At 65.2% G+C, this 24,587-nt stretch carries 18 protein-coding genes; 4 read left to right on the forward strand and 14 right to left on the reverse strand.

Going from position 1 to position 24,587, the window contains the following annotated elements; all coding sequences use genetic code 11:
* Positions 1-63: 63 nt before the first annotated feature.
* On the reverse strand, positions 64-1,731 hold the full coding sequence (gene ettA, locus KSS94_RS23310) for an energy-dependent translational throttle protein EttA (RefSeq protein ID WP_217840396.1): 1,668 nt from the start codon (positions 1,729-1,731) through the stop codon (positions 64-66).
* Between the two features lie 228 nt (positions 1,732-1,959).
* Positions 1,960-2,370, reverse strand: a complete 411-nt coding sequence (locus KSS94_RS23315) for a hypothetical protein (protein WP_217840397.1) — start codon at positions 2,368-2,370, stop codon at positions 1,960-1,962.
* A gap of 252 nt (positions 2,371-2,622) precedes the next feature.
* On the opposite strand from KSS94_RS23315, the gene KSS94_RS23320 reads away from it, so the two are divergent.
* Entirely contained in the window at positions 2,623-6,453 is a 3,831-nt protein-coding gene (locus tag KSS94_RS23320) for a sensor domain-containing protein (protein WP_437179981.1), read from the forward strand.
* A 401-nt stretch (positions 6,454-6,854) separates the two neighbouring features.
* The gene (gene glyA, locus KSS94_RS23325) at positions 6,855-8,108 is read left to right on the forward strand and encodes a serine hydroxymethyltransferase (RefSeq protein WP_217840398.1); all 1,254 of its coding nucleotides are present in this window, start codon (positions 6,855-6,857) and stop codon (positions 8,106-8,108) included.
* 61 nt (positions 8,109-8,169) lie between these two features.
* Here the strand turns inward: glyA and KSS94_RS23330 are convergent, their stop codons facing one another.
* From KSS94_RS23330 to KSS94_RS23350, 5 genes are all read right to left on the reverse strand, one after another.
* A complete protein-coding gene (locus tag KSS94_RS23330; protein WP_217840399.1) occupies positions 8,170-8,469 on the reverse strand; it encodes an XRE family transcriptional regulator in 300 nt (99 codons plus the stop codon).
* Positions 8,466-8,822, reverse strand: coding sequence for a type II toxin-antitoxin system RelE/ParE family toxin (locus tag KSS94_RS23335; RefSeq protein WP_217843652.1), 357 nt, complete (start codon positions 8,820-8,822; stop codon positions 8,466-8,468). The genes KSS94_RS23330 and KSS94_RS23335 overlap by 4 nt, the downstream gene beginning before the upstream one ends.
* Positions 8,823-8,936: 114 nt before the next feature.
* The gene (gene yjiA, locus KSS94_RS23340; protein WP_217840400.1) at positions 8,937-9,914 is read right to left on the reverse strand and encodes a GTPase; all 978 of its coding nucleotides are present in this window, start codon (positions 9,912-9,914) and stop codon (positions 8,937-8,939) included.
* Positions 9,915-9,991: 77 nt separating this feature from the next.
* Positions 9,992-10,189 (reverse strand): YbdD/YjiX family protein, encoded by a 198-nt coding sequence (locus KSS94_RS23345; RefSeq protein ID WP_003251633.1) that lies wholly within the window; start codon positions 10,187-10,189, stop codon positions 9,992-9,994.
* 13 nt (positions 10,190-10,202) lie between these two features.
* Entirely contained in the window at positions 10,203-12,269 is a 2,067-nt protein-coding gene (locus KSS94_RS23350) for a carbon starvation CstA family protein (RefSeq protein WP_217840401.1), read from the reverse strand.
* A 165-nt stretch (positions 12,270-12,434) separates the two neighbouring features.
* Between KSS94_RS23350 and KSS94_RS23355 the strand changes: the two genes are divergently transcribed.
* Together KSS94_RS23355 and KSS94_RS23360 are read left to right on the forward strand one after the other, a co-directional pair.
* On the forward strand, positions 12,435-12,803 hold the full coding sequence (locus tag KSS94_RS23355) for a PilZ domain-containing protein (RefSeq protein WP_217840402.1): 369 nt from the start codon (positions 12,435-12,437) through the stop codon (positions 12,801-12,803).
* A gap of 262 nt (positions 12,804-13,065) precedes the next feature.
* Positions 13,066-14,583 carry a nucleobase:cation symporter-2 family protein gene (locus tag KSS94_RS23360; RefSeq protein WP_217840403.1) on the forward strand — a complete coding sequence of 506 codons (1,518 nt, stop codon included), beginning with the start codon at positions 13,066-13,068 and terminating at the stop codon, positions 14,581-14,583.
* Positions 14,584-14,788: 205 nt separating this feature from the next.
* Here the strand turns inward: KSS94_RS23360 and KSS94_RS23365 are convergent, their stop codons facing one another.
* The 7 genes from KSS94_RS23365 to KSS94_RS23395 form a co-directional block, all read right to left on the reverse strand.
* On the reverse strand, positions 14,789-16,123 hold the full coding sequence (locus tag KSS94_RS23365; RefSeq protein ID WP_225935815.1) for a TolC family outer membrane protein: 1,335 nt from the start codon (positions 16,121-16,123) through the stop codon (positions 14,789-14,791).
* 5 nt (positions 16,124-16,128) lie between these two features.
* Positions 16,129-17,460 (reverse strand): HlyD family type I secretion periplasmic adaptor subunit, encoded by a 1,332-nt coding sequence (locus KSS94_RS23370; protein ID WP_217840405.1) that lies wholly within the window; start codon positions 17,458-17,460, stop codon positions 16,129-16,131.
* Positions 17,461-17,464: 4 nt separating this feature from the next.
* A complete protein-coding gene (locus KSS94_RS23375; protein ID WP_217840406.1) occupies positions 17,465-19,219 on the reverse strand; it encodes a type I secretion system permease/ATPase in 1,755 nt (584 codons plus the stop codon).
* Between the two features lie 168 nt (positions 19,220-19,387).
* The gene (locus tag KSS94_RS23380; protein WP_217840407.1) at positions 19,388-20,008 is read right to left on the reverse strand and encodes a heme acquisition protein HasA; all 621 of its coding nucleotides are present in this window, start codon (positions 20,006-20,008) and stop codon (positions 19,388-19,390) included.
* A gap of 85 nt (positions 20,009-20,093) precedes the next feature.
* Entirely contained in the window at positions 20,094-22,757 is a 2,664-nt protein-coding gene (locus KSS94_RS23385; protein WP_217843653.1) for a TonB-dependent receptor, read from the reverse strand.
* A 197-nt stretch (positions 22,758-22,954) separates the two neighbouring features.
* Complete coding sequence (locus KSS94_RS23390; protein WP_217840408.1) at positions 22,955-23,950, reverse strand: FecR family protein; 996 nt, start codon at positions 23,948-23,950, stop codon at positions 22,955-22,957.
* Between the two features lie 68 nt (positions 23,951-24,018).
* Complete coding sequence (locus tag KSS94_RS23395) at positions 24,019-24,522, reverse strand: RNA polymerase sigma factor (protein WP_217840409.1); 504 nt, start codon at positions 24,520-24,522, stop codon at positions 24,019-24,021.
* Positions 24,523-24,587 lie beyond the last annotated feature (65 nt).

Consider the following 24,587-nt stretch of genomic DNA (forward strand, 5'->3'; position numbering starts at 1 on the left):
CCTTATTGCCAGGCACAAAAATGGGGCCCCTGAGGGCCCCATTTTTGTGCAACCGAAACAGCCTTACTGGGCCAGCTTCTTGTGACGCACGCGGTGCGGCTGGGCAGCGGCATCGCCCAGGCGCTTCTTGCGGTCGGCTTCGTACTCGGTGTAGTTGCCTTCGAAGAAGGTCACGTTGGAGTCGTCTTCGTACGCCAGGATGTGGGTGGCGACACGGTCCAGGAACCAACGGTCGTGGGAGATCACGATGGCGGCGCCAGGGAAGTCCAGCAGGGCTTCTTCGAGCGAACGCAGGGTTTCGACGTCAAGGTCGTTGGACGGTTCGTCGAGCAGCAGGACGTTGCCGCCCTCTTTCAGCGTAAGGGCCAGGTGCAGGCGGCCACGCTCACCACCGGACAGGTCCTTGACGAACTTCTGCTGGTCACCGCCCTTGAAGTTGAAGCGGCCGACGTAGGTGCGCGACGGGATCTCGTAGTTGCCGATCTTGATCATGTCTGAGCCATCGGACACCTGCTGGAATACGGTCTTGCCACCGTCCAGGTCCTCGCGGCTCTGGTCGACACAGGCCAGTTGCACGGTTTCGCCGATCTCGATGCTGCCCGAGTCCGGCTGCTCCTTGCCCATCAGCATGCGGAACAGGGTCGATTTACCGGCACCGTTACCACCGATCACACCAACGATGGCGCCTTTTGGCATGGCGAAGGACAGGTTGTCGATGAGCACGCGGTCGCCGTAGCCCTTGGTGACGTTCTTGAACTCGATGACCTTGTCACCCAGGCGCGGGCCGGCCGGGATGTAGATCTCGTTGGTTTCGGAACGCTTCTGGAACTCCTGCGACTGCATCTCTTCGAAGCGCTGCAGACGGGCCTTGGACTTGGACTGGCGGGCCTTGGCGCCTTTGCGCACCCACTCCAGTTCCTCTTTCATGGCTTTTTCGTGGGCGCTCTGCTGCTTGGATTCCTGCGCCAGGCGGTCCGACTTGGCTTCCAGCCAGCCCGAATAGTTGCCTTCGTACGGGATGCCCGCACCGCGGTCCAGTTCGAGGATCCAGCCGGCAACGTTGTCGAGGAAGTAACGGTCGTGGGTAATGGCCACCACGGTGCCCGGGAAGTCGTGCAGGAAGCGCTCGAGCCAGGCCACCGAATCGGCGTCCAGGTGGTTGGTCGGCTCGTCCAGCAGCAGCATGTCGGGGGCCGACAGCAGCAGGCGGCACAGCGCTACACGGCGCTTTTCACCACCGGACAGGTGCTCGATTTTCGCTTCCCAGGCCGGCAGGCGCAGGGCGTCGGCGGCGACGTCCAGCTGGCGCTCCAGGTTGTGGCCGTCGGCGGCCTGCAGGATGGCTTCGAGCTTGGCCTGCTCGGCGGCCAGCTTGTCGAAGTCGGCGTCCGGGTCGGCATAGGCGGCGTACACCTCGTCCAGGCGGGCCTGGGCGTCCTTGATCACGCTGACCGCTTCCTCGACCACTTCACGCACGGTCTTGGTCGGGTCCAGTTGCGGCTCCTGGGGCAGGTAGCCGACATTGATGTCGGGCATCGGCCGGGCTTCGCCGTCGAATTCCTTGTCGACGCCCGCCATGATGCGCAGCAGGGTCGATTTACCGGCGCCGTTCAGGCCGAGCACGCCGATCTTGGCGCCTGGGAAGAACGACAGGGAAATGTTCTTGAGAATTTCCCGCTTCGGCGGCACGACCTTGCTCAGCCGATGCATGGTGTAGACGTATTGAGCCAAAACCAAGCCCTCTATCAGATAGGTAAAGACATCGACGTACGCCCGTGGCGGTTGCCCGGGGGATGTGTTTACGGGGTGTCATTGAACAAAGTGGGCCATTCTACGCCAAGTCGTGGCATTGCACAGATGGGGTAGATGGCAGGCAGGGGGCGCTTTGCGGCTATCGCTGGGCAAGCCCGCTCCCACATTTACCTTTGTGGGAGCGGGCTTGCCCAGCGATGAGGGGCCTCAGACGTGCGACTGCTTGGCCTTGCCCCGCGGCAGGCGGCAACGGTCCGATTGCTCGGCCAGGCGCGCAGCCCAGGCCGACTTGACGCTGAAGCCGCCGCTGCGGGCTGGCTTGTCGGCTTTTTTACTGGCCGGCTTGCTCACTGCCTTGGCCGGCGCAGCGGCAGGCTTGGCGAGCGGTTGTGCGGCCACTTCGCCTGCCGGCTCGGCAACCGCCTTGGCGGCCTTGGCCGACTTGCGCAGCTCGGCCAGCGAGGGCGACTTGTTGCCGCCGGCAGCGGCGTCGGGCTTGGCCAGCGAGCGCTGGCAGGTCTTGCAGGATACGCCCTCGGCAGTGGCAGTGCTGACCAGGGTCTGACTGCTACGCCCACAGGCGGAATCGAGGCCATTGGTGGAATAGTGGGTAACCAAAACCGTACTTCTCCGATGCGTTGACTATTTGAAGCGGGCGGCATTCTCGCACAGGTTGCAGGGGCTTGCCGAACCGGCATGACAGGATGGGAGGTTGCTCATGGGTGCGCGGGCTGGCACTTTGCCACATTTGAAGGCATGCTAGGCGGCTTCATACGTGCGGCTATATAGTGCGCCGGCTACAGGCCAGGCCACGGCATGCGCCGTGCATGCAAACCCCTGCCATCGCCAGCCCAATCGCAGGACCGACGCTTGACCAACTTGAAGCAAATGCCCCCTCTGCGCCCTGCCGTACCCACGGCCGGCTCACACCTGCGTGGCTCGCTCAAAGGCGCGCTGGCCTTGCTGGCCCTGGTGTTGCTGGGGTTGCTGCTGTGGCAGCTGGTGACCCAGTTTCGCCATACCCAGGCCGACCTGCGCCAGCAGAGCCTGGCCACCAGCGCGGAACTGGCCGACCACCTGAACCTGAACATGGCGCTCAAGGCCCAGCAGGCGCTCAACCTGGTCCAACCCTACGTCAAGGCGCCGGCGCCCAGCGCCCTGCCGAACCTGCTCGACACCTTGCAGGCGCGCCTGCCAAGCCTGCAGCAACTGGCCTGGCTGGACGCCAGCGGGCAGGTACTGGCCGACTCCCAGGCCGGCAGCCACGACCGCCAGTTGATTGACGAACTGCTGCAACTGAACCAGGGCAGCAGCTACTTCTACAGCAACACGCCCGACAACCAGCAGGTGTACCTGCTGCTGCGCCAAACCGCCGAGCAGGACCGCGGCTACTGGCTGCTACGCCTGGGCCCGGCCTACTACCACGAGCTCACCGAGCACCTGGACGGCCCCAGCCACCCGCTTTGGCTGCTGGAAAACAGCCGCAACGGCGAGGTGATCGAGCGCCACGGCCCCACCCTGACCAGCGACGAGCCCCTGCAAAGCGTGATGCTGGCGTTCATCGACAGCAGCACCTGGCAACTGCGCGGCCTGTTCGACGAGGGCCTGGCGCGCAGCAAGCTGCTCCCGGCGCTGGTCGGCAAGTGCGTGCTGGCGCTGTTCTGCGCGCTGCTGCCGGTGCTGGCGCTGATCAACATGCGCCGGCGCCAGCGCGCCTTGCAGGAGGACCGCCGACGCTACCACGAAATCTTCGAGGGCACCGGCGTCGCCCTGTGCGTGCTCGACCTCTCCAGCCTGCCCGGCCAGCTCGACCGCTACCACCTGCGCAACCTCGCCGCGCTCAAGCAAAGCCTGGCGCTGGACAGCAACCTGCGCCGCTCGCTGCTGCTGGAGCTGAAAATCACCGAGATCAACCAGGTAGCCCGCCAGCTGCTCAACGTCGACTGCCACGAAGGCGCCTGGCAACGCCTGATCGACGGCAGCGGCAACGGCCGCGAAAGCATCGGTATGCAACTGATCGACGCGCTGCTTGAAGAGCGCTCGCATCTGGAGCTGGAAGTGCGCCTGCCAGCGCCGCTGGGCGGCGAGCTGCACCTGTGGCTGATGGTTCGGCTGCCCCAGCAGCGGCGCGACTACCAGGCGGTGATCCTGAGCATCAGCGACATCACCAGCCGCAAACAGGTCGAGCTGTCGCTGCTGGAGCGCGAGAGCTTCTGGTCGGACGTGGTGCGCACCGTGCCCGACCAGCTGTACGTGCAGGACGTGCACAGCCAGCGGATGATCTTCAGCAACCGCCACCTCGGCCAGACCCTGGGTTATGACCGTGCCGAGCTTGCGCAGATGGGCGAGCGCTTCTGGGAGCTGCTGCTGCACCCCGAGGACGCCGCCCGCTACAACGCCCTGCGCCAACAGCAGTTGGACAGCAGCTACGGCCAGTCGCTGCACTGCCAGCTGCGCTTTCGCCACCGCGATGGCGGCTGGCGCTGCTACGACATCCGCGAGCAGGTGCTGACCCGCGACGGTGACGACCAGGTGACCCGCATCATCGGGGTGGGCAAGGACGTCACCGTGCAGATCGAGGCCAGCGAATCGCTGCGCGACAGCGAGCAGCGCTACCGCATGCTCGCCGAAAGCATCAGCGACGTGATCTTCAGTACCGACAACCAGTTGCACCTGAACTACGTCAGCCCGTCGGTGCAGGCGGTGCTGGGCTATCAGGCCGACTGGATCTTCGCCAACGGCTGGCAATCGATCGTCGCCAACCCGGCCCAGCTCACCGGCGTGTACGGGCTGATGGAGCGGGTCAGCAAGGCGTTGGGCGACAGCGAACAGCTGGCCCGCCTGCGCAGCACCCTGCCTACCCAACTGTTCCTGTTCGACTGCCTGCGCGCCGATGGCCGCAAGATCCCCATCGAACTGCGCCTGGTGCTGGTGTGGGACGAACACGAGCGCTTCGAGGGCGTGCTGGGCGTGGGCCGCGACATCAGCCAGCAGCGCCGCGCCGAGAAAGACCTGCGCATGGCCGCGACGGTATTCGAGCACTCCACCTCGGCCATCCTCATCACCGACCCGGCCGGTTACATCGTGCAGGCCAACGAGGCGTTCAGCCGGGTCAGCGGCTATGAAGTGGCCGAAGTACTCGACCAGTTGCCGGGCATGCTCACCGTCGAGCACCAGCAGGATGCGCACCTGGGCTACGTGCTCAAGCAGCTCAACCAGCGCGGCAGTTGGGAGGGCGAGGTGTTTCTCAAGCGCCGCAACGGCGAGCACTACCCGGCCTGGGTGGGCATCACCGCGGTGCTGGACGACGAGGGCGACCTGGCCAGCTACGTGTGCTTCTTCACCGACATCAGCGAGCGCAAGGCCAGCGAACAGCGCATTCACCGCCTGGCCTACTACGACGCCCTCACCCACCTGCCCAACCGCACGTTGTTCCAGGACCGCCTGTACAACGCCCTGCAGCAGGCCGAACGGCAAAAGGCCTGGGTGGTGCTGATGTTCCTCGACCTGGACCGCTTCAAGCCGATCAACGACTCCCTCGGCCACGCCGCAGGCGACCGCATGCTCAAGGACATGGCCGAGCGCCTGCTGGCCTGCGTCGACAACGGCGACACCGTGGCGCGCATGGGCGGCGACGAGTTCACCCTGCTGCTGCAACCCCGGGCCACCCGCGAGCAAGCGCTCAACCGCGCCATTCATGTGGCCGAGCACATCCTCGCCGGCCTGGTGACGCCGTTCGTGCTGGAAAACCGCGAGTTCTTCGTCACCGCCAGTATCGGTATCGCCCTCAGCCCGCAGGATGGCAGCGAGCTGAGCCAGCTGATGAAGAACGCCGACACCGCCATGTACCACGCCAAGGAGCGTGGCAAGAACAACTTCCAGTTCTACCAGGCCGACATGAACGCCAGCGCCCTGGAGCGCCTGGAGCTGGAAAGCGACCTGCGCCACGCCCTGGAGCAGAACGAGTTCATCCTCTACTACCAGCCGCAGTTCAGCGGAGACGGCAAGCGCCTGACCGGCGCCGAGGCGCTGCTGCGCTGGCGCCACCCGACCCGCGGCCTGGTGCCGCCGGGCGAGTTCATCCCGGTGATCGAGGAACTGGGCCTGGTGGTGGATATCGGCGACTGGGTGCTGCGCGAGGCCAGCCGCCAGCTCAAGGCCTGGCACCAGCAGAAGGTGCGGGTACCGAAGGTGTCGGTGAACATCTCGGCGCGGCAGTTCTCCGACGGCCAGTTGGGCACGCGCATTGCCGACATTCTCGAGGAAACCGGGCTGCCGCCGGCGTGCCTGGAACTGGAGCTGACCGAAAGTATCCTGATGCGCGAGGTCAACGAGGCGATGCAGATCCTCGCCAGCCTGAAGAACCTCGGCCTGAGCATTGCGGTCGACGACTTCGGCACCGGCTACTCGTCGCTCAACTACCTCAAGCAGTTCCCCATCGACGTGCTGAAGATCGACCGCACCTTCGTCGACGGCCTGCCTGAAGGTGAGCAGGATGCGCAGATCGCCCGGGCGATCATCGCCATGGCCCACAGCCTGAACCTTGCGGTAATCGCCGAGGGCGTCGAGACCCACGAGCAACTGGAGTTCTTGCGCGAGCACGGCTGCGACGAGGTGCAGGGCTACCTGTTCGGCCGGCCGATGCCGGCTAACCAGTTCGAGGCGCAGTTCAGCAACGAGACGTTGTTCATGTTTCAGTGACTGTGGCGCCACGAGTTTCCTGGAGCGGCCTTGTGTCGCGCAAGGGGGCGCGCAGCGGCTCCATGATTTGCGCACCCCAGCCAAATTGCCGGGGCTGCTACGCAGCCCAATCGCGACACAAGGCCGCTCCCACAGGGATCGTATGAGCTTCAGGTCAGTGCCGTACCTGTAGGAGCCGGCTTGCCGGCGATGAGGCCGGCTCAGGCAGCACAAGGCAGCCGCCCCCGCCAAGACACCGCGCAGCGCCAAAAAACGGACCACAAAGTCAACTCCAGCCCAGTCCCCATGCGGCCTGCAACATGAGCCCCATTGGTCCGCGACTTGATGCCAGTTCATATGCCAGCCGCGAATCAATCAGTTAGAATGCCCCCCTAACTCACCCCCGATCCTTGAGGACCGCCATGTTCAGCCGTGATTTGACCATTGCCAAGTACGACGCCGAGCTCTTCGAAGCCATGCAGCAAGAAGCCCTGCGCCAGGAAGAGCATATCGAGCTGATCGCTTCGGAGAACTACACAAGCCCAGCAGTCATGGAAGCCCAAGGCTCGGTCCTGACCAACAAGTACGCCGAAGGCTACCCGGGCAAGCGCTACTACGGTGGTTGCGAGTACGTCGACGTGGTCGAGCAACTGGCCATCGACCGTGCCAAGGAGCTGTTCGGCGCCGACTACGCCAACGTCCAGCCGCACGCAGGCTCGCAAGCCAACGCTGCGGTCTACCTGGCCCTGCTGTCGGCCGGTGACACCATCCTGGGCATGAGCCTGGCCCACGGCGGCCACCTGACCCACGGTGCCAGCGTTTCGTCCTCGGGCAAGCTGTACAACGCCATCCAGTACGGCATCGACGGCAACGGCCTGATCGACTACGACGAAGTCGAGCGCCTGGCGCTCGAGCACAAGCCGAAAATGATCGTCGCCGGCTTCTCGGCCTACTCGCAGGTGCTGGACTTCGCACGCTTCCGTGCCATCGCCGACAAGGTCGGTGCCTACCTGTTCGTCGACATGGCCCACGTGGCCGGCCTGGTAGCCGCCGGCGTGTACCCGAACCCGGTACCGTTCGCCGACGTGGTCACCACCACCACCCACAAGACCCTGCGCGGCCCGCGCGGCGGCCTGATCCTGGCCCGTGCCAACGCCGACATCGAGAAGAAGCTGAACTCTGCAGTCTTCCCGGGCGCCCAGGGCGGCCCGCTGGAGCACGTCATCGCCGCCAAGGCCATCTGCTTCAAGGAAGCCCTGCAGCCTGAGTTCAAGGCTTACCAGCAGCAAGTAGTGAAGAACGCCCAGGCCATGGCCGAAGTGTTCATCGAGCGTGGCTTCGACGTCGTCTCCGGCGGCACCCAGAACCACCTGTTCCTGCTGTCGCTGATCAAGCAGGAAATCTCCGGTAAGGACGCTGACGCCGCTCTGGGCAAGGCCTTCATCACCGTCAACAAGAACTCGGTGCCAAACGACCCACGTTCGCCGTTCGTGACCTCGGGCCTGCGTTTCGGCACCCCGGCCGTGACCACCCGTGGTTTCAAAGAGGCCGAGTGCCGCGAGCTGGCAGGCTGGATCTGCGACATCCTGGCCGACCTGAACAACGAAGCGGTGATCGACGCCGTGCGTGAGAAGGTCAAGGCCATCTGCAAGAAGCTGCCGGTTTACAGCAACTGATTGGCAGCCGCCTGATGTGAAAAAGCCCGGCCATGTGCCGGGCTTTTTGGTGGGCTCTCGTTCACCGGGCCGGTGCAAGCTCCGGCACCAGGCGTATTTCTACACGCTGCCCCAATGCCCGCGCAGCGCTGGCCAGGGTTGCCAGGGTCATGCCCGGATCATTCTGGTCTAACGCCCGGTCCACAGCTGTACGGCTGGTATGCATGCGCTCGGCCAACGCCTTTTTGCTGACCTTCTGCTGCTTCATGGCTTGCGTCAATTGCCAGGCGATCACGCGCTTGAGGGCTGCTGCCGTAACCTCCTCCAGCAGGGCTTCTTCGGCGAGAAAATCATCAAAATCCGAACCGATATGCGAGTTCATGTCGTTTGTCTCCTGAGGCTTGCCTTGCGTTGCCTGGCCACCGCCAAGTCAACCGCGGGTGTTTTCTGGCTTTTCTTGATGAAGCCGTGAAGCAGCACCATTACGCCATCGCTGATGGTGAACAGCACACGCCCCACGGTATCTGCCAAATCGATGCGGATCTCCCAAAGCCCGCTTTCCAGCTTGCGCACCAGCGGCATGCCGAGCGGCCAACCGATCTGTACCGTCTTGATCTCGGTACCGATTATTTGCCGTTCATGGCGCGACAGGGCTTTCAACCACTCTCGTACGGGCTCGTTACCGAGCGCACTGCGAAAGAACAAAACACGGACTTGCTGATCTGACGAGGCCAAGTGTACCAAAAAAGGTACTCCTATCAAGGGGGCAGTGACTACCGGCCGAGCAATTGAACATGGCCATGAAAAATGCCGCCTTTCGGCGGCATCTAACAGTCAGCTGCGTCCCAATCAGACGTGGGCCAATGCGTCGAACCCTGCCCGTATCTTTTCCTCCGGCAGTTCATCGGCAATGAACACCATCACGCTCTCCCGCACCTCGCCGTCTTTCCACTCGGCATCCCAGTCGAACCCATACAGCTTGAGCACGCCCTGGAACACCAGGCGGCGGTCTTCGCCGGCGATGTTCAGCACGCCCTTGTAGCGCAGCAACTGCTTGCCATGCTCTTCCAGCAGGCCGTTCATGAAGTCGCTGAGGCGGTCGATGTCCAGCGGTGTGTCGGTGCGCAGCACCAGGGTGCGAATACGGTCCGGGGTGGCCGGCTTGAGTACCGGGCGCAGGGTGGGCTTGAGGCTGATGCCCAGCTCCGGGTTGAGGTTGAAGCCACGCACGTCGAGCAGCTCAGCCAGGTCGATGCGGCCATGCTCGACCACACGGATGGCTGCGCGGCCGTTGATACGCGCCAGGCGCTCGCGCAACGCATCGACGGCCTCGGGCTCGGCCAGGTCGGTCTTGCTCAGCAGCAGGCGGTCGGCAAAACCGACTTGAGCCTGGGCGATGGCCTGGGTCAGGTGCAGCTCGGCGTGCACGGCATCGACCAGGGTGATGATGCCGTCGAGGATGTAGCGCTCGCGCAGCTCTTCGTCGATGAAGAAAGTCTGCGCCACCGGCGCAGGGTCGGCCAGGCCGGTGCACTCGATTACCAGGCGGTCGAAGGCGATCTCGCCGGCGTCCAGGCGCTCCAGCAGCAGGTACAGGGCGCGGGTCAGGTCGCCATGGATGCTGCAGCAGACGCAGCCGTTGGCCAGGGTCATGACCTGCACCGGCTCGTCGCCGAGCAACTGGCTGTCGATACCGGCCTCGCTGAACTCGTTCTCGATCACGGCCAGCTTCAGGCCGTGTTCGGCCTTGAGCATGTGTTTGAGCAGGGTGGTCTTGCCGGCACCAAGAAAGCCGGTCAGCACGGTAACGGGTATGGGCGTGTGCACGCAAAATCTCCTCAAGCCGAAAATGACTGTGGGAGGCCGGTTGCCCGGCCTCCCACAGCTTTACACATGACGCGGGTTCAGCAGCACTTGGGCCCGGACTTGCCACCGTAACGGGCTTCCTGGCGTTCGCGGAAGAACGCCTCGTAGCTCATCACCGGCTTGTCCGGGTGCGTCTTCTGCATGTGCTCGACATAGTTGTCGTAGTCGGGCATGCCGACCATCAGGCGGGCTGCCTGCCCCAGGTACTTACCCAGTCGACCCAGGTCGTTGAACATCGCGGCATTCCTCTCAAGCGTCAGGCAGGGCCTGGAACGGGGTTTCCTTGTCGGTCCGTTCTTTGCGGCCCCAGGCGGCGTAGCCGACCTTGAGCGCGAAGAACAGGATGCTGAACACCACCACCAGGAACAGGATGGTCAGCCCGGCGTTGGTGTAGGCGTTGAAGATCACGTGCTGCATCTGCCCGATATCCTTGGCCGGGGCCAGTACCTGGCCGGCGTCCAGTGCGGTGCTGTACTTCTTGGCCAGGGCCAGGAAGCCAACCGCAGGGTTGGGGTCGAACAGCTTGATCAGGCCAGCGGCGGTGGTGCAGATCAGCAGCCACACTGCCGGTACCAGGGTGACCCAGATGTAGCGCTGGCGCTTCATCTTGATCAGCACCACGGTGCCGAGCATCAGGGCTATACCGGCCAGCATCTGGTTGGAGATGCCGAACAGCGGCCACAAGGTGTTGATGCCACCCAGCGGGTCGATCACGCCCTGGTACAAGAGGTAGCCCCACATCGCCACGCAACCAGCGGTAGCCAGCAGGTTGGCGCCCCACGACTCGGTGCGCTTGAGCGCTGGTACGAAGCTGCCCAGCAGGTCCTGCAGCATGAAGCGCCCGGCACGGGTACCGGCGTCTACGGCGGTGAGGATGAACAGGGCTTCGAACAGAATGGCGAAGTGGTACCAGAACGCCATGGTGTTCTCGCCCGGCAGCACCTGGTGCAGGATCTGCGCGATACCGACCGCCAGGGTCGGCGCGCCGCCGGCACGGGCCAGGATGGTGTGCTCGCCAATGTCGCGGGCCACGGCCTCCAGTTGCTCAGGGGTGATCAGGAAGCCCCAGCTGCTGACCGTCTGCGCAACCGACGCAACGTCGGCGCCGACCACCGCAGCCGGGCTGTTCATGGCGAAGTACACGCCTGGCTCGATCACCGAGGCGGCGACCATGGCCATGATGGCCACGAACGACTCCATCAGCATGCCGCCGTAGCCGATGTAGCGGGCGTTGGTTTCGTTGTCCAGCAGCTTGGGCGTGGTCCCCGAGGAGATCAGCGCGTGGAAGCCGGACACCGCACCACAGGCGATGGTGATGAACAGGAACGGGAACAAGGTACCCTTCCAGACCGGGCCAGTACCGTCGGTGAACTGGGTCAGCGCCGGCATTTTCAGCTCGGGCGCGATGACCAGGATGCCGATGGCAAGGCCGACGATGGTGCCGATCTTGAGGAAGGTCGACAGGTAGTCACGCGGCGCCAGCACCAGCCACACCGGCAGTACCGCGGCGACGAAGCCGTAGCCGACCAGCATCCAGGTGATCTGCACGCCGGTGAAGGTGAAGGCAGGCCCCCACACCGGGTCTGCAGCAATCTGGCCCCCCAGCCAGATCGACAGCAGCAGCAGTACCACGCCGATGATCGAGATTTCACCGATGCGGCCCGGGCGGATGTAGCGCATGTAGATGCCCATGAACATCGCGATCGGGATGGTCGCCATCACCGTGAACATGCCCCACGGGCTCTCGGCCAGGGCCTTGACCACGATCAGCGCCAGCACCGCGAGGATGATGATCATGATCAGGAAGCAGCCGAACAGGGCGATGGTGCCCGGGATGCGGCCCATCTCCTCGCGCACCATGTCGCCCAGGGAGCGGCCGTTGCGGCGGGTGGAGAGGAACAGGACCATGAAGTCCTGCACCGCACCGGCCAGCACCACGCCGGCAATCAGCCACAGGGTGCCGGGCAGGTAGCCCATCTGCGCGGCGAGGACCGGACCCACGAGCGGGCCGGCGCCGGCGATGGCGGCGAAGTGGTGGCCGAACAGGATGTGCTTGTTGGTCGGGACGTAGTCCAGGCCATCGTTGTTGAGTACCGCGGGCGTGGCCCGACGGGGGTCGAGTTGCATCACCTTGTTGGCGATGAACAGGCTGTAGTAGCGGTAGGCGACCAGGTAGATGGCCACAGACGCGACCACGATCCACAAGGCATTGATCGCCTCGCCGCGACGCAGGGCAACCACACCCAGCGCGCAGGCCCCTATGACTGCCAGCGCCAGCCACGGAATGTGGCGTAGCAGGCTATTATTGTTGTTCATGGTTTACTTCCAGCTGGTGGATTGGAAAAGACCGCCCACCGAGTCTAGGGCGTGTCATCGCGCATTGCCATACTTGCTTTGGTCTAGAGCCTCTGCGGCCGGATTGCGCTACCTGCTACAGCGACATCATTGACTATAGTCAGGCTGAACCCCGAGGACCTTGCCATGAGCGACCACGACGAACGCCGCCGTTTCCAGCGCATCGCCTTCGATGCCCCCACCGAACTGCGCCAGGGCGAACGGCGCTGGCCGGTAACCCTGCTCGACGTTTCCCTCAAGGGCCTGCTGATCAAATGCCCCGAGCCATGGGAAGCCGACCTGAGCCAGGACTTCGAGGCCATCATTCACCTCAACGACAAGGTCACCAAGGTGAAGATGCAGGTTGAGTTGCGCCATGAAGAACCCACTCGGCTGGGCTTCATCTGCCTCTATATAGACGTCGACTCGATGAGCCACCTGCACCGTTTGGTGGAGCTGAACGTAGGTGACAGCACCGAAATGATGCGTGAGCTGCGGGAATTGATCGAAGATTGATATCTCTTAGCTTGCTAAGAACTCCATCCCCAAAGTGCTTCCTGACTACTCAGACAGCTTATAGCCAGCTGCCTGGCGGGTTGTATACACCCATCTAAAACCGATCCCAGCTAGCTGGAACGTATCCTGCATCCAGAAAACGAGCCCTTTGGAGGCAGCAGCGTGGGCGTTAGGATCAAAAACTTGTATACAATTTTGATGGCAATCGAATGCACTCTTTGCCTACAGTAGCCAGACAACAATAAAACCGAGAGCCTGCTCCATGACTACGTCCACCAGCACGTCTCCCACCCAACGCCCCGAGGACGAAAACCTCGGCCTTGGCGCCAACCTGGCCTACGGGCTGCAACATGTCCTGACCATGTATGGCGGGATCGTCGCGGTGCCGCTGATCCTCGGCCAGGCCGCCGGCCTCAACGGGGCCGAGATAGGCCTGCTGATCGCCGCCTCGCTGTTCGCCGGCGGCCTGGCCACACTGCTGCAAACCCTCGGCCTGCCGTTCTTCGGCTGCCAGTTGCCGTTGGTGCAGGGCGTGTCGTTTGCTGGTGTGGCAACCATGGGCGCCATCATCAGCAGCGAAGGCGGCGGTGGCCTGCAAGGGGTATTGGGCGCGGTCATGGCCGCATCGCTGATCGGCTTCTTGATCACCCCGGTGTTCTCGCGCATCACCAAGTTCTTCCCGCCGCTGGTGACCGGTATCGTCATCACCACCATCGGCCTGACCCTGATGCCGGTGGCCGCACGCTGGGTGATGGGTGGCAACAGTGCTTCGCCGGAGTTCGGCAGCGTGGCCAACATCGGCCTGGCCGGGCTGACCTTCGCCATCGTGCTGGTGCTGAGCAAGCTGGGTAACGCGGCCATCTCGCGCCTGTCGATCCTGCTGGCCATGGTGATCGGCACCCTGATCGCCTGGTCGCTGGGCATGGCCGACTTCAGCAAGGTCAGCGAAGGCCCGATGTTCGCCTTCCCCACGCCGTTCCATTTCGGCATGCCGACCTTCCACATCGCCGCCATCCTGTCGATGTGCATCGTGATCATGGTGACCCTGGTGGAAACCTCGGCGGACATCCTCGCGGTCGGTGAAATCATCGACACCAAGGTCGACTCCAAGCGCCTGGGCAACGGCCTGCGCGCCGACATGGCATCGAGCATCCTGGCCCCGGTATTCGGCTCGTTCACCCAGAGCGCCTTCGCCCAGAACGTCGGCCTGGTGGCCGTGACCGGGGTCAAGAGCCGCTACGTGGTGGCCACCGGCGGTGTGATCCTGGTGGTACTGGGCCTGCTGCCGATCATGGGCCGGGTGATTGCTGCAGTACCCACCCCGGTACTGGGCGGCGCCGGCATCGTGCTGTTCGGCACCGTGGCCGCCAGCGGCATCCGCACCCTGAGCAAGGTCAGCTACAAGAACAACGTCAACCTGATCATCGTCGCCGCCTCGCTGGGCTTCGGCATGATCCCGATCGCCGCGCCGACCTTCTACCACAACTTCCCCACCTGGTTCGAAACCATCTTCCACTCCGGCATCAGCTCGGCGGCGATCATGGCCATCCTGCTTAACCTGATGTTCAACCACTTCACCACCGGTAACTCGGAAAACCAGTCGGTGTTCGCGGCCGCGTACGAGCGCACCATCCAGTACTCGGACATCTCGGCCCTGCGTGATGGCGACTACTTCAAGGATGGCAAGCTGTTCGACGCCGAGGGGAACGAAGTACCTGTGCTGGAACTGGACGAACATGGCAACGAAGCGCCCAGGCGCAAGGCCGTGGCCGAGCATTGATCGCTGACTGAGTGATCACGCAGGGGAGCCGACGCGCATCGTCGGCTCCCCTTTTTGGTTTGCCTGCAAGGGCCTCATCGCCGGCAAGCCGGCTCCTACAGGTACAGCGCAGTTTTGATGGCGATGCGGCCCGTGTAGGAGCGGCCTTGCCGGCGATGAGGCCGGTTCAGACAGCACAAGACAGTTGCTCCCACAGGCTCCGCACTCATCCATGCGCCACGAAATACCCGTTCAACACCTGCAAGTCCCGCGCATCCAGCACCCCCGCCAGATAGCGCAGCTGCAACCACGCCCGCAGGTAGTCATAGCGCGCCTGGGCCAGATCGCGCCGGGCGCTGTACAGCTGCTGCTCGGCGTCCAGCACATCCAGGTTGACCCGCTCGCCCCCGGCCACGCTCTTGCGCGTGGCCTCAACCAAGGCTGCGGCTGAATTCACCGCCAGGTCGTAGGCACGGACCTTCGCCGTGCTGCTGGCGCACAGGTTGAACTGCCGGCGCAGCTGGTTGACCGTGTCGCGCAGCTGCGCGTCCAGCTCGAAGCCTGCCGCATCGCGCTGGGCCCTGGCCTGGCGTACCGCTGCCGACACCCCGCCACCGGCGAACAACGGCAGGCTCAGCTGCAGGCCGACGCTGTCGGTGTCATAGCGCTGGTTGTAGGTGCTCTCGGAGCTTGAGCTGGAAATACCCTTGCTGGCGTAGGCGCTGAGTGACGGCAGGTGCCCGGCACGCTGGCGCTCGACATTCTGCTCGGCCACATCCAGGCCGTGGCGCTGGCTGGCGAGCTCGGCGTTGTGCGCCACCGCCAGGTCACGCCAGGGTTCGAAACGCGCCGGGCTCAACGGCTGCACCCTGAAGCCCGCAGCCAGCGGCGCCAGGTCTTCGACCCCCACCGCCTCGCCGACGATGGCCTGCAAGGTGCGCAGTGCGGCATCCAGGTTGTCGCCGGCCTCGATCTCCTGGGCCTGGGCCAGCCCAAGGCGGGCACGGGTTTCCAGCACATCGGTGCGGGTGCCCTCGCCGCCCTTGAGCAGGCGCTCGTTGAGGGTCAGCTGCTCGGCGTAGGTGCGCCGCTGGGCCTGGGCCAGGCTGATCTGCTCGTGGGCGAACAGCGCCTCGCTGTAGGCCTGGAACAAACGCACCACCAGCTCCTGGCCACGCCCGCGCAGGCGCTCGTCAGCCAGCGCCGCCTGGGCCACGCCGCTGCGGTACTGGGCCCAGGCGGCATAGTCGAACAGCGGCTGCTCGACGGTCAGGGTCGAGGTGTAGCTGCGGTAGTCGCGCTGGGTGGTGACATCGCCGAACTGGCTGTACTGGGTCACCTCGGAATCATTGCGGGCGCGGTTGTAGCGGTACGAAAGCTTGGGCAGCAAGCCGGCGCGGCCAATGGCCAGGTTCTCGATAGCGGCGGCGCGTTCGGCAATGGCGCCCTGCCAGGTGGGGTCGTTGCGCAGGGCCAGGGCGTAGGCGTCACCCAGGTCCAGGGCATGTGCCGAGGCACTGCCGCACAGCAGCGCGGCGAGGGTCAGGCGGGCAATCAGCATTGCAGTCATTCCTCCGCCAGGGCGACATGCACCCGGTCGGCCAGCGGCTTGAACAGGTAGTTGAGCAGCGAGCGTTCGCCGGTACGCACGAAGGCCTCCACCGGCATGCCCGGGCGAATGTCGAGCCCGGCCAGTTGCGCAAGCCCTTCGGGGCTGACCTTGATGCGCAGTTGGTAGTACGGCTGCTGGGTCTTCTCGTCCAGCAGGCGGTCAGCCGACACCAGGGTCACCTCGCCGTCCACCCGCGGCGTGGTGCTCTGGTTGAAGGCCGAGAACATCAGCTCTACCGGCAGGCCCGGGTGGAGACGGTCGACCATCTCCACCGGTGCCCGGGCATCCACCAGCAGCGGCGCCTCGCTGGGTACGATTTCCATCAGTTGCTGGCCACGGGCGATCACCCCGCCGTTGGTGAACACACTCAGGTTGACCACGGTGCCGTCGGCGGGGGCGCGCACCTGGTTGTGGGCCAGTTCGAAGCGGGCGCTGCGCAGGCGGTTGCCCAGGTCTTCGGCGTTGGCCTGCAGCTCGGCGAGCTGCTGGCGTACCTCGTTCTGGAACTCTTGCTGGCGCTGGCCGATGCGCAGTTTCAGCTCCAGCACCTGGCGCCGGGTGCGACCGATGGAGCCCAGGTCCTCGGCAATCGAACCGTTGACCTGGGCCAACAGCCGTTCGTTGTCGAGCAGGCGGTTGCGCGGGATGTAGCCATCCCGGGCCAGCTCGCGCAGGCCGTGCAGTTGCTCGTCGAGGGCATCGCGCTGGGCCTGCTTGCTGGCCATCGAGCCTTGCAGCCCGGCCAGCGACGCCTCGGCGCCAGCGATGTTTTCGCGCAGGCCGTCAAGCTCCATGCGCAGGGCCTGGGCGCGGCTGACGCGCAATTGGCGCTGCGCCTCGAGGGCCGTGGCGACCCAGGGTGTGCCGACCTGGGCCAGGAGGTCCTCGGGGAACACCAGGCTGCTGGCAGCGTCGCGCTCGGCCAGCAGGCGCGCCTCACCGGCCCGGGCATTGAGGTACTGCACCTCGAGCGAACCAACCTGCGCCTGGGCCTGGGTCGAGTCCAGGCGTACCAGCACCTGCCCGGCCTTGACCCGGTCGCCATCGCGCACCAGCAGTTGCTCGATCACCCCGCCGGTGGGGTGCTGCACGGCCTGGCGGCTGCCGGCAACCATTACCGTGCCGCTGACCGGCACGCCTTTGTCCAGCGGCGCCAGGGCGCCCCACAGCAGAAAGCCGCCAAAGCCTGCCAGCACCAGCCAGCGGCCAAGCCGAGCCGGACGATGGGCGTCCAGGCGCAGCACATTGTCGGGCGCGGCCTGGGGAATTACGGGGTGTACGGTCATGGTCTCACGCTCTCGGCTGGGCAAAGGTCATGCTCAGCCCCACCGGAGCCCGGGCAGGTGCCGGTGCGGCCGGGCGGGCGCTGCGCTGCACATCCTGCAGCACCCGCGCGGTCGGGCCGAAGGCCTGCAACTGGCCGGCCTGCAGCATCAGCAGGTTGTCCAGCCCGGCCAGCAGCGCCGGCTTGTGGGTAATCAGGATCAAGGTGCGCTTGAGCTCGCGCACCTTGGCGATGGCCTCGACCAGGGCCCGCTCGCCGGCCTCGTCGAGGTTGGAGTTGGGCTCGTCCAGCACGATCAGCGCCGGCAGCCCGTACAGCGCCCGGGCCAGGCCAATGCGCTGGCGCTGGCCACCGGACAGCCCCATGCCGCCCTCGCCCAGCTGGGTGTCGTAGCCGGCCGGCAGCTTGAGCACCATGTCATGCACCCCGGCCAATTGCGCGGCGGCCACTACTTGCTGGGCGTCCACCGGCCCCAGGCGGGCGATGTTCTCGGCGATGCTGCCGGCGAACAGCTGTACGTCCTGCGGCAGGTAGCCGATGTGCGCGCCTAGCGCCTGGCGGTCCCACTGGCTCATTTCGGCGCCGTCCAGGCGCACCTTGCCACTGGCCGCGCGCTGCGCGCCCACCAGCACCCGGGCCAGGGTCGACTTGCCCGAACCGGACGGGCCGAGCATGCCCAGCGACTCGCCGGCCGCCAGCTCGAAGCCCAGGTTGCTCAGGCACGGGCGCTTGGTGCCCGGTTGCAGCGCGGTCAGTGCCTCGACACTCAGCCGCCCGCTGGGCGCCGGCAGTGGCATGCCCGACGGGCGCGGCGGCTGCGCCCGCAGCAGCTCGTTGAGCCGTTGGTAGGCCTGGCGCGCCGCGCCCCACTGACGCCAGGCGCCGATCAACTGGTCGATTGGCGCCAGCACCCGGGCCATCAAGATAGAGCCTGCGATCATCATGCCCGGGGTGATCAACTGCTCGATGGCCAGCCACGCCCCCAGGCCCAGCACCAGCGATTGCAAGGCCAGGCGCACGCTCTTGGACACGGCGGTCACCGCCGCAGTGCGCTCGCTGCCCAGGCTCTGCCGGGCGAGAAAGCCATGGTGTAACTGCGCCCAGCGCTGGCGCACCGCGCCCAGCATGCCCATGGCTTCGATCACTTCGGCGTTGCGCAGGTTGCCGCTGGCCTGCTGGCCGGCCTGCTGCGACAGCTGCCCAGCCTCGGCGAACGGCGCCTGGGTCAAGCGCTCGTTGGCCCAGGCCAGCACGATCAGCAGCACCGCGCCGACCACCGCCATCAGCCCCAGCCAGGGGCTGAACAGGAACATCACCAGCAGGTACACCGGGAACCACGGGGCATCGAAAAAGGCGAACAGCGCCTGGCCGGTGGCGAACTGGCGCAGGCTGGTCAGGTCGGCGAGCATCTGCCCGGCCGCGCCCTTGTGCCCGGCCAGGCTGGCTTCGAAGGCGGCCTCGAACACCCGGGGGTTCAGGCGCATGTCCATCTGTGTGCCCAGGCGGATCACCACCTGGCTGCGCAACCACTCCAGCAGGCCCATGAAGGCGAACAGCCCGATGATCATCAGGCTGAGCATCAGCAGGGTCATCTCGTTGCGCGAGGACAACACCCGGTCGTAGACCTGCAACATGTACAGTGCCGGCGCCAGCATCAGCAGGTTGATCACGGCGGTGAACAGGGCGACGTTACCCAGGCCTGCGCGGCAGGCCTTGAGCGCCTGCAGCACTTCGTTGACCGCAGCGGGAGCGGTTCGCATTTGTTGGAAACCTCGCACAAGGCGCAGGCAGGCGATTGCGTTCGCGCCACCTACGCCACAAAATTCGCACCACCGCAGCCTGGGCCCGGCAAAGACACGGGCTGCGGGGTAATGCAGCAGATCAGCGAATGTCAGGGTGACCTGCCATTCGCTTTTTCATGCCTGGGCTCAGGCCGCCAGGGCCAGGTCCTCAGGCAGCGCCTGCACGCCAACGGCGTCGGCCGAGACAGTGCTGACCGGGCCTGCGGCCAGGGCGGCGCTGATGTCGGCGAAGGTGTTGTTGGTGGACACGCCGTAGTCGGCCAGCAGGTTGTCCAGTACCGATTCCAGCGCGCTGGTGTTGCCCTGCATCAGGCCGTAGATCACGTCGTGCACGTCGTTGGCACCGGCCACGCGGCCATCACCCAGGGCCGAGCTCAGGTCCAGGCCGCCGAAGGTGACCACGAAGTTGCTCAGGCTGTAGTCGCTGCCACCGCCGCCGCCCAGTTGCTGACCCAGCGAGACGTTGTCCAGTTCGCCCCACAGGTAGTGGTTCTGGGTGCTGCTGGCCGGCAGGGCCGGGTTGAACACGTAGTTCAGGCCATTGCTGGTATCGCTGTCGGCGATGAAGGCGTAGCTGGAGCCGGAGCCGCTGATGGCGTACTGGTCACCGGAGAAGGTGCCGTTGCTGAAGCCGCCGGTGTTGCTCGAACCGTGGTCGGCCGTCTTGAAGCTGGTGGACCAGAAGGCCAGGTAGCTGTCGACAGAGACGTTGGCGAAGGTGGCGGCGTAGTTGACGGACAGAGTCATTTCAATTCCTCGTTGACGTTACAGCATTGGACGAAGGCGTATTCCCTGCCTTCGTGTTGCCCGGAAAGGGCGAACCCGGTGTGAATCAGAAGCGGTACTCGAACATGCCGGTAAGCGTGCGACCACGGGCCAGCGAAAGGTTGTTGGCGTCGCCCATGGCGACGAAGTAGGCCTGGTCGGTGACGTTCTCCATGGACAGGCCGATGTTCAGGTTTTCGGTCATCCAGTAGCTGGCGTACAGGTCGTACACCTCGTACCGGGGCCACAGTGCTTGATCGATCTGGTTGTAGCCCTGGGCATTGAGGTTCTCGCCATTGCCCTTGCTGAAACGCAGGCGCATGCCGACATCCAGGGTGTTGTCGAAGAAGCGCAGGCCGGCCGTCAGCGCCCCGCGGTCGGCCGGCATGTAGCTGGCGTTGCCCATGACATGCCCACACATCACCCGGGCATCGAGGGCCGGGTCGCCGCCGACCTGGTACACCGGGAACGGCAGCATGATGATCACGCCGCCGAAGTCCACCGGGCGCAACTCGGTGCCGACCTGGGTGCGCGACTGTGCACCGCCCATGTACAGCTGCTTGGAGCAGAAGTCGTTGCTGCCGATCATGTGGGTGTAGCTGAGCTGGCTGTAGAAGCCGCCGGCGTCGTAATCCAGCGAGTACTCGACCCCGCGAAAACGCGTGGTTTCAAGGTTGTTCTGGTAGGCATTACGGCCCAGCGAGGTGCCGATCACGCCAGCGGTGCCGGGCAGATCGACGTTGATGTCGAGGAACGAGAAGTTGTCGATGCGGGTGTCGAAGTACGCCACCTTGGCACCCAGCCGATCGCCGTCGCGAAACAGCGACTCCTTGAAGATGTTGAAGCCCGCCTCCCAGTTGTGCGAGGTCTCCGGCTTGAGGAACGGGTTGGGGTAGACCATCTCGTTGCCACCGCCGTGGGGCTTGCCGCTCATGAACGCCTCGGTCACCGACGGCGGGCGCCAGCCGCGGCCCCAGCGGGTATACAACTGCAGCCAGTCCAGGCCCGGCTTCACGCCAATGCCGAAGGTCGGCGAGAAGCGCCCCGCCTCCTGGTTCACGTCGAACAACAGGTCAGTGCTCACGTACTCCGGGTCCACCGCGGGGCCGCCGGTGGGCAGCATGAAGGCGGTGAAACCGGTCTGTCCGCTGAGGCGGTAACGGTCGTAGCGCAAGCCGGCGTCCAGGGTGAGCCAGTCGCCGTGCTCGAATTTCAACTCGCCGAACACACTGGCCATGACCCGCTTGCCTTGCGGGGTCGCGCCGCTGGCATAGGGGTTGGTGTGCTCGTTGGGCGCCGGAACCCGCTCGCTCGAAGGCTTGAAGGTGTCCTGGAACAGCTCGGTGCCGTAGTTGAAGCTCAGGGTATCGTGCTGCCCGAAGTAGAAGCGCGAGGTGTTCTGCAACTGCAGGCCCCAGGTGTCGGTCTGGAAGCGGTCCTGGTAGGGGCCGTAGTAGTTACCGCTGGCCTGGCTTGCGGTGCTGCCGGCGTTCCAGCGGTCCTGGCGGGTGGTGACGTAATAGAGCTTGGCCTTGAAATCGATCAGGTCGTCGTCAGGTGTGTAGCTGTAGTCGAGCGCGACATTCTTCGCGGTAATGTCATTGCTGGCCGAGCGCATGTAGTAGTAGCGGTTGTTCTCGTCCTGGTAGGTCCAGGCGTCCTTGCTGTCCGTGTCGGTGGCCATGTAGCTCAGCTGCACGCGCTGGTCCTGGGGCAGGTTCAGACCGAGCTTGATCATCTGCGAGCGGGTGACGCTGCTCATGTCGCCCACCTCGGACTCCAGCCAGTCCTGCCAGGCCTCGGGGAACAGGTTCTTGTTGCGAATGTTGGTGCCCAGGTTGTCGGCATCGTTGGTGCCGGCGCGGTAGTCACCAAAGTGCCGTTCGCTCATGCCCAGCAGCACGTCGCCCACCTCGTTGCCGAAGGCGAACACGCCGCTGCCGTTGAAGTAGGTACCGTTGCCCAGCTCGCCGATACCGTGCCCGGCGCGGATGCGCCCGCCGAACTCCTTGCCAGGGCCGAGGAACTCGCTGGCCTGCACGGTGTTGAAGCTGGCGATGCCGCCGAGCACGCCGGCGCCGCCCATGCCCGACTGGCTGCCCTTTTCGATCTCGACGTTACTGATGAACTCGGGGTCGATGAACATCACGCCGTTGCGCTGCTGGTGGCCGTTGACGTTGAAGTTCTGGCGCATGCCGTCGATGTTCATGTTGACCCGGCCGTAGTCCTGTACGCCGCGGATGTTCACCGACAGCCCCGGGTCGCGCTGGTCCACCGCGGTGTACACGCCGGCGGTTTCCTCGAGCATGTCGGCGGCGTGGCGCGGCGGGCGCTTGTCGATCTGCTCACGGGTGATCACGCTGGTGGAGCGTGGCGTCTGGTACACCCAGTCGGCGCCGCGGTTGGACTCGACATGGGTGGCCCCCAGCTCCATGGCTTCGCCGGACGCTTCCAGGCGCTCCAACCCCACCTGCCCGGGGGCGCTGAAGTGGTAGCGCACCGGCATGCCCAGCAGCAGCTGGCGCAAGCCGCCCTCAGCGCTGTAGCTGCCACGCAGGCCTTCGCTGTGCAGCCCGGCCAGCTTGCGGCTGTCGAAGAACACCTGCACCCCGGACTGCTCGGCGTAGGCCAGCACGGCGCGGTCCAGTGGCTGCGCGGGAATGTCGAACTGCACCAGCTGCTGGCTGGCGGTGTTACCGGGCGTTGCGGCCTGGGCCATGCCGATCCCCATCGGCAGGGCCAAGGCGCCCAGGGCCAGGCTGCCGGCCAGGGCGATGCGGCCCAGGGGCCTGCGAGGTTGAAGGGTTTGCGTGCTCACTGCGCGTCTCGTCTTTTGTTGGCGATTTCTAGTAATGAAAATCAATCTCAACAATCAGACGAGCAAGCTACACAAACTCAGTAACGCAAATTGCAGATTTTTTCGCTCGCTCAGTAAATCAGCGTCAGGCCCGGCAATTCCAGGCGCTCGGCCTTGAGCTCGGCGGCCAGTACCGCTGGGGCTGCGGTGAGGTTGTCGAGGCGAAACACGCCACTGACCTCGCGCCGGGCCAAGGCACCGTCGATCACCAGCAGGCGGCCGGCGCGGTAACGGTTCAGGCGCTCGATCACCTCGGCCAGCGGCTGGCGTTCGAACACCAGTACGCCGCGCTGCCAGTCGGTGGCCCGCTGCAGGTCACGGCCCGGCCACAGGCGAATACCCTGGGCCTGGTCATAACGCAGCGCCTGGCCTTCGCGCAGCAACTGGCGGGCGCTGCCTTGATCGGGCGGTACTTGCAGCGTCACCTCGACACTGTGCTCGAGCATGCCGACCCAACCGCCCTCGCCCGCCGCGCCGACCACGAAGCGCGTGCCCAGGGCCTGGCTGCTGGCACCGGCATACTCCACCACGAACGGCCTTGGCTCTGCCGCCGTGACCGGGGCGGCGCTGAACACCGCGTCACCGGCCAGCAGGCGCACCCGCCGCTGCTGGCCATCGAAGGCCAGTTGCAGCGCGCTGCGGCTGTCGAGGTCGACCTGGCTGCCGTCTGGCAGCGTGACCCGCCGCACTTCACCCGCCGCAGCGAGGTAGTCGGCACGCCAGCTCAACAGCCATTGCGGGCCTTGCTCGACACCCAGCGCTGCTACCAGCACCAGCGCACAACAGGCCACGGCCTGGCGCAGGCGGGGCCTGCGCCGGCGGATGACCGGCGCAGCCACCTGTACCACCTGCCCGCGCCGAGCGGGCGCAGGCATCGGCAGGCTCGCCAGCTGGCCGAGGTCGGCCCAGGTCGCCTGGGCGAACGCATGGGCCTGGGCGTGGCGCGGGTCCTCTGCGCACCACTGCTCCAACGCCTGCTGCTGCGCACTGCTCAAGGGGCCGGCGCCCTGCAGCACCACCCATTCGGCGGCCTGCTCGCGGATGGCTTGCTCGTTCTGGCTGCTCACACGGTTCTCTCGTGATCTGGTTATGTCTGGGCTGACGTCTGAGGCAGGGTTTTTCAGTAAACCGTTGGTCATTCGGTTTCCTGCAGGCACTGCATCACATAGGCCAGGGCCTTGGCCAGATGCTTCTGCACGGAGCTGTCGGAAATACCCAGGTGGCGGGCGACCTCGGCGTGGGTCATGCCTTCCAGGCGGTTGAGGCGAAACACCTGGCGGGTGCGCTCGGGCAGCTCAGACAGAATCGCCTGCAGGCGGCGCAGGTGTTGTTCGCGGGCGGCCTGTTCATCGAGCCCGGGGCGCTCTTCGACAATGCCTTCCAGCGCCTCGTGGGGCACCAGGTCGGTCTTGCGCCGCTGCTGCTGGCGCACGTGGTCGACCATCAGGTTATGGGCCGTGCGGTACAGGTAGGCCTGGGCATTGTCGATCTGGTCGAGGTGCTGTTGCTCGGCCAGGCGCAGGAAGCTGTCCTGCACCAGGTCGGCGGCCAGCTGCGGGTCGCGCACCTTGCGCGAGAGCATGGCCTGCAGGTTTTTCGCGTGCTTGAGAAACAGCCGCTTGAGGTCGAACTCCGCCACACGCACTCCATGGGGTGGTCGCAAGGTGGCGGCTATGCTACTGGCTATTGAGAATCAGTTGCAAG

This window comes from Pseudomonas fakonensis, assembly GCF_019139895.1.
Classification (GTDB): domain Bacteria; phylum Pseudomonadota; class Gammaproteobacteria; order Pseudomonadales; family Pseudomonadaceae; genus Aquipseudomonas; species Aquipseudomonas fakonensis.